Annotated in this window: 4 protein-coding genes; all 4 read left to right on the plus strand. The window is 57.8% G+C overall.

All coding sequences use genetic code 11. The annotated features are described in order from the left end of the window. Positions 1–517 precede the first annotated feature (517 nt). The gene (locus tag V6C16_RS06190) at positions 518–1,156 is read left to right on the plus strand and encodes a thioredoxin (RefSeq protein ID WP_333535464.1); all 639 of its coding nucleotides are present in this window, start codon (positions 518–520) and stop codon (positions 1,154–1,156) included. 225 nt (positions 1,157–1,381) lie between these two features. Beyond that, positions 1,382–2,497 carry an efflux RND transporter periplasmic adaptor subunit gene (locus V6C16_RS06195; protein WP_333535466.1) on the plus strand — a complete coding sequence of 372 codons (1,116 nt, stop codon included), beginning with the start codon at positions 1,382–1,384 and terminating at the stop codon, positions 2,495–2,497. Between the two features lie 6 nt (positions 2,498–2,503). Then, entirely contained in the window at positions 2,504–5,707 is a 3,204-nt protein-coding gene (locus tag V6C16_RS06200) for an efflux RND transporter permease subunit (RefSeq protein ID WP_333535467.1), read from the plus strand. Next, positions 5,704–6,468, plus strand: a 765-nt coding sequence (locus V6C16_RS06205; RefSeq protein WP_333542900.1) for a TolC family protein, incomplete at its 3' end; no start/stop codon positions are given. The genes V6C16_RS06200 and V6C16_RS06205, both read left to right, overlap by 4 nt.

Raw genomic sequence — 6,468 nt, forward strand, 5'->3', positions numbered from 1 at the left:
TTGCTCTGGCGGCTGCGTGAGCAGACGTTCGCTACGGAGGCGTAAGCGCAGTTTATCTGCGCGGTTAAACGCCGAAGTGAGCGTGCCTTAAACTTTGAGAATGTATATTCTCAAAGTTAATCTGCTCCAGACTGTGTCGTCACGAGTGCCTTTCCCGGTATCTCTGCGTCGAACTTCGCCTTTTATTCCGGTCGAGTGCCATAAGAGTACACTCCCTGCATAAAAGACTCGTTCTCCTTGATATACCAAGGAAATTCACCTCGTGACGACACTGTCTAGTTGTGGCGCGGATTTTTCAAAAAATCCGCGCCACAAGGCTGCGTAATCCGTATCCGGCTTGCCGGGCCTTGCCCTTGGCTTTTCTGGGCGCGCAGCTTGCGGGACGCTCCGTGCGGCGTTATGCCTTTGCACTGCCTTTCCTTGATAATTCCGGATTTTTCCACGCCTGCCGCATTCCGTACCCTTCCTTGACATTTTCTGACGCTCAAGACACTGTGAGTATGCGGAGGCGTGTTGCATGAATTTTACAATTGTCGCCGCGCTCATTGTGTTTTTGGTCTTCATATATGTGGATGCCAGGCGCAGAACAGCGCAACATCTTCAATGCATTGCTGAAGAAAAAAGCAGTGTCGCCACTGCCTCGGGCATGACGGCCAGTGTGGGCGTTTTTTATCCGGATGTGCGCACGGCTGTGGTTATGGGGGCTTCGGAAGATACCGGAGCCTGCTATTACAGGGTGTTGCGCGAAGGAAAAGTCATCAACCGCAGTAAAGTCAATCTTGCCAACATTGTGCGGGTTGATCTGCTGCTCAACAGCTCTCCCCGTGATTTGCCGCTGGAGTCCCAGCAGGCTACCAGCTTTCTCAAGGCCACAGAAGTTGCCAGCAAAGGCATCAGCACATTTCCCTCGGCAGAATTGCAGGCACTGCAAAAAACAGCGCTGCGTCTGGTCTTTCTGGATGGAAACGGCGCGGAAAAGATGTTGGAAATCACCGTATTGCGCATGGGTGATGAACGGCACAGGTTCAGAAGGCTGGAATTGCTCAAAGACGCCATCTGGTGGTATGCCTTTCTGAACAGTGCTGCCCATAATGCCAGGCGGTGGCATGCGGAACACGAATTGGCAGAACATACCGGCAATATTGGGCAGAAGTAGGGCATAAAAACTTTATATAATAAAATCAATATGTTGCAAGAAAATAATACGGTATTGTAACATATTGATTTTACTGTTTATTTTTGCAGTCTTGCTTTGGCCCCTTTGCGGGGCGGCTCGATTGCTTTTTGCAATGAACTGTGTTTTTTACATTGAGGCTTCGCCCGATTTTGTATGCCGGGCGGTTTTTCAGCGTGCTGCGGCGCGCGTCTTATGGAGTAGTTCATGACAAGCAGACAGCTGTTCTCTCTTCCTCTTGCTCTGGCGCTTTGCCTTGTTCTGGTCGCCTGCGACAGTGAAAAAAAAGCCCAGCAGGGTCCCATGCGCCTGCCCGTGGCAGTTTTTGACGTTGTGGCCCGCGATGAACCGTGGCCTGCCGAATATCAGGCACAGGCATCCGGTTCACGGGCTGTTGAAGTGCGCGCCCGGGTTGAGGCCATCATTGAAAAGCGGCTGTATGAAGAAGGCGATTATGTGGAGCAGGGCCAACTGCTTTTCCAGTTGGAACGCGATCACTATGAAGCTCTCATGCAGCAGGCCCAGGCCCAGTTCACCAATGCCGAACGGGAATGGCGGCGGGTGCGCCCGCTGTATGAAAAAAATGCCGTTTCGCAGAAAGAACGCGACAATGCCCTTGCCGCGTATGAAAGCGCCAAGGCGTCTCTGCGCCAGGCCAAGATCAACCTGGACTACTGCCAGGTGACGGCTCCTGTTTCCGGCTACAGCAGCAAGGAAAACTACACCCCCGGCAACCTCGTGGGCAACAATTCCCTGCTTACCTATGTGAACCAGACCGACCCGATGTACATCGACTTTTCCATTGCCGCTCCGGAACGCATGACGCGCCAGAGCCTGGCCGCCGAAGGCCGCCTTGTGCTGCCCGCCGACGGCCATTACAAGGCGCGGCTGCGGCTGCTTGACGGCACCATGTACAAGGGCGAGGGCGAGGTGACCTTTATTGACAGCCAGGTGCAGCCGAGCACCGGCGTCATCAAGGCTCGTGCGGTTTTTGCCAATGCCGACCGCAGCATCATGCCCGGCCAGTATGTCCGGCTGTATATGGATGGCGACATTCTGAAAAATGCCGTGCTTGTTCCGCAAAAGTGCGTTCTGCTGACCCAGAAGGGTTCACTGGTTATGGGCGTGGACAAGGACGACAAGGTATATCCCATCCCTGTGGTAGTTGGTGTGTCCGTTGGCGACAAATATCTTGTGCTTGAGGGTCTCAAGGGCGGTGAACGCATTATCAGCGAAGGCATCATCAAGGCCCGCCCCGGCACACAGGTGAGCATAATGCCCTCCGGGGGCGAACAGCCCCGGGAAGGCGCGGCTAAGAAGTAGGTAAATATGGCTGTCTCCACAAAGCCGAATTTCTTTTTACGCAGACCTATCCTTTCGGCGGTCATATCCATTGTCATCACCCTGGTAGGGGCGCTGGCCATGCGGGCGCTGCCCGTGGCACAGTACCCCGACCTGGTGCCGCCCACGGTCAACGTCAGCGTGGTGTATCCCGGCGCTTCGGCGGAAACCATCGCGTCTACCGTACTGGCCCCCCTGGAAGTCAATATCAACGGCGTGGAAAACATGCTCTACATGACTTCCACTGCGGCTTCCGGTTCCGGTTCGGGCAGCATCAACGTCTATTTTTCGTTGGGTACAGACCCGGATATGGCCCTTGTCAACGTCAACAACAAGGTCAACCTGGCCCAGACGGTGCTGCCCGAAGCGGTGCGCCGGCAGGGCGTGAGCGTGCTCAAGCGCTCTCCGGCCATGCTGCTGGTGTTTTCGTACTTTTCGCCTGACGGCCGCTACGACCAGGTGTTCATCAACAACTGGGCGCAGATCAACGTGGTGGACGCGCTCAAGCGCGTGGACGGCGTGGGCGACGTAACCATATTCGGCAGCATGGACTATGCCATGCGCATCTGGCTGCAGCCCGACAAGCTGGCGAAGTATGGCGTGTCCGTCAACGAAGTTGCCGCCGCCATTCAGGAACAGAACTCACAGTATGCTCCCGGCCGCCTGGGCGAAATGCCTTCGCCCGATTCCACCCAGCTTACCTGGCAGATCGACACCCAGGGCCGCCTTGTCACGCCGGAAGAATTCGGCCAGATCATCGTGCGCAGCGGGCCTGACAGCGCCATGCTGCGCCTCAAGGACGTGGCCCGCGTGGAACTGGGCGGCAAGGACTACAGCGTTACCTCGCGCTATAACGGCATGGTGGCGCGTATGGGCGCCGTCTATCTGCTGCCCGGGGCCAACGCCATTGCCACCGGCGACCGTGTGCTGGACAAGCTGGCCGAAATCGGCCTGACCATGCCCGACGGCCTTGATTATACCATCCTTGTGAACACCAACGACTTCGTGCTTGAGTCCATCCGCGAAGTGGTCTCCACCCTGGTGGAAGCCATGATCCTGGTGTTCATCGTCGTTTATGTGTTCCTGCAAAGCTGGCGTGCCACCATCATTCCCTGCGTGGCCGTGCCGGTCTCCATTATCGGTACGTTTGCCGGGCTGTATGCCTTTGGCTATACCATCAATACGCTTACTCTTTTTGCCATGGTTCTTTCCATCGGCATCGTGGTGGACGACGCCATCGTGGTGCTGGAAAACGTGGAACGCATCATGACCTCGGAGCATCTGCCGCCCAAGGAAGCCACGGCAAAGGCCATGAACGAGGTCACGGCCCCCATTGTGGCCATTGTGCTCGTGCTGTGCGCCGTGTTTATTCCCGTATCCTTCATGGGCGGCCTGGCAGGGCAGATGTACAAGCAGTTCGCCATCACCATCTCGGTGTCGGTGGTTCTGTCGGGCGTGGTGGCGCTGACGCTCACCCCCGCCCTCTGCGCCCTGCTGCTCAAGCCGCATGACCACAACTACAAACCGCCCAAGCCTTTTGTGTGGTTCAACAAGTTCTTTGACGGCGTGACCACGGGCTATGTGCGCATAGTCAACTTCCTCAAGGAGTCCAGCCTGCGGGCCCTGTCGCTGTTTGCCGTCATGATTCTCATTTGCGTGTGGCTGTTCAGGGTTGTCCCCGGCGGTCTCGTGCCCAATGAAGATCAGGGCTACATCCTTGGTATGGCGATTCTGGACGACGGCGCTTCGCAGCACCGCACAACGGCCGTCAACAAGGTTCTTAACGACTTTCTGCTCAGCAATCCCGCTGTGCAGAGCATGGGAACCCTGTCCGGCCTGGACATCACGTCCATTTCGGTCAAGAGCAACTACGGCACCTTCTTCGCCCTGCTCAAGCCTTGGGGCGAACGCAAAAAGCCCGAAATGTCGTCAGACGCCGTGCTCCAGACTGTGGGCGCGGTCACGCTCATGCAGCCCGAAGCCGTGGTTATGGGCTTTGCCCCGCCGCCCATCAGCGGCATGAGCACCACGGGCGGCTTTGAGGGCTACATCCAGATGCGCGGCACCGGCAGCCTTCAGGACCTGGAAAACGAGACCAACCGTCTTGTGCAGGAAATTATGGCTGTGGATGCCGATGGCAAACGCAAGTATCCGGCCATCGGCATGCTGCGTAACCTGTTCTCTACCGGTTCGCCCCAGTTGTACGCCAACCTCGACCGCGACCGCTGCAAGGACATGGGTGTCCAGATCAGCGACGTATTTACGGCCATGGGCGGCACTTTCGGCGGCGCGTATGTGAACGACTTCAACTATATGGGGCGTACCTTCCAGGTTCGTCTGCAGTCTGAAGCCCAGTACAGAACTCTGCCTGAAGACCTGGGCAACGTATACGTACCCAACAACAAAGGCGAAATGATCCCGCTGACCGCGGTCATGACTCTTGAGCGCCGCACCGCCCCCCAGGTGGTGGAACGTTACAACGTCTTCCCTGCGGCGCACATTATGGGCTCTCCCGCTCCGGGCTTTTCATCGGGCCAGGCTCTGGACGAAATGGAAGCCGCAGCCAAGGCCATTCTGCCTACAGACTACAGTCTGGGCTGGGTGGGCTCGGCCCTTCAGGAAAAACTGGCAAGCACTGATACAACGGTGATCTTTGTTCTGGCCCTGGTCATGGTCTTCCTGATTCTGGCGGCGCAGTACGAGTCGTGGTCATTGCCCCTCTCGGTGCTCACGGCCGTGCCTTTCGGGGTGTTCGGCGCATTGCTGGCGACCTGGGCGCGCGGCCTTTCCAACGACGTGTACTTTCAGGTGGCCCTGGTTACACTGGTGGGGCTGGCAGCCAAAAACGCCATCCTTATCGTGGAATTCGCGGTAGAGGCATGGCGTGGAGGCCGCAGCCTTGACGCGGCGGCAACCTTTGCCTCGCGTCTGCGCTTCAGGCCCATTGTCATGACCTCCCTGGCCTTTATTCTTGGCTGCGTGCCTCTTGCCATCAGCACGGGCGCGGGCGCCAACAGCCGCCACGCCCTGGGTACGGCGGTCATTGGCGGCATGCTGGCGGCCACGTGCATAGCCACGCTTTTTGTGCCGTACTTCTTTAAGATCATCATGCAGATCTCACTGAAAATACAGGGCAAAACAGATCCCAACGCCGGTAAGGACTTTACCGGGGACGGACAGGAGGATCTATGAGTTCCATCAGTAATGCCGGTCGCCTGCGTCTGACCGGGGCAGTGTTTGCCCTGTCGGTATTCATGCTTTCGGCCTGCTCCCTTGCGCCACGCTACGAACGGCCTGAAATGGATATGCCCGCCCAGTGGCGCACGGTGGATATGGGCGCGGCCCCACTGAACACAGACTGGTGGAATCGCTTCAATGACCCGGTGCTCACCGCCCTGGTGGACGAAGCGCTGAAGAACAACCAGGACATCGCCGAATCTTTGGCGAAGATTGATTCCGCAGCTTCGCAGGTGGGCATAGCCACCGCCAACCTGCTGCCTTCGGTCAGCGGTTCGGCGTCGTCAATGGCCCAGGGCGCTTCGGAAAAAACGCCCAATACCATACCCTTTGACAAGAGCGGCCTTTCCCGCACCACGTCCACCAACCAGGCCGCGCTCAGCGCTTCGTGGGAGCTGGACCTCTGGGGCAAGAACCGCAACAGCTACACCATGCTCAGTGACGTGCTCATGAGCACAGTCATCGGACATGAGGGTCTGCGCCTTTCTGTCGCGGGCCAGACGGCCCAGAGCTATTTTGCCCTGCTGGCCCTGGACATGCAGCTGGATACTGCCCGTCGCACGCTTAAAACCCGCGAGGATGCCTTCAGCATCTACAGCAGCCGTTACAAGCAGGGCGACATCACCGAGCTTGACTGGCAGCGCGCCCGCGCCGAGGTTGAAATCGCCCGCGCCCAGGTGCATACCAGCACCGTGGCCGTGGACAGGGCCGAAGCC

Origin of the sequence: Desulfovibrio sp. 1188_IL3213, from assembly GCF_036763145.1 — a bacterium.
GTDB lineage: Bacteria > Desulfobacterota > Desulfovibrionia > Desulfovibrionales > Desulfovibrionaceae > Desulfovibrio.

Bases quoted from the DNA above. Each gene is read 5' to 3' on its own strand.
- V6C16_RS06190 (WP_333535464.1), top strand. From the start codon at position 518: ATGAATTTTACAATTGTCGCCGCGCTCATTGTGTTTTTGGTCTTCATA.
- V6C16_RS06195 (WP_333535466.1), top strand. From the start codon at position 1,382: ATGACAAGCAGACAGCTGTTCTCTCTTCCTCTTGCTCTGGCGCTTTGC.
- V6C16_RS06200 (WP_333535467.1), top strand. From the start codon at position 2,504: ATGGCTGTCTCCACAAAGCCGAATTTCTTTTTACGCAGACCTATCCTT.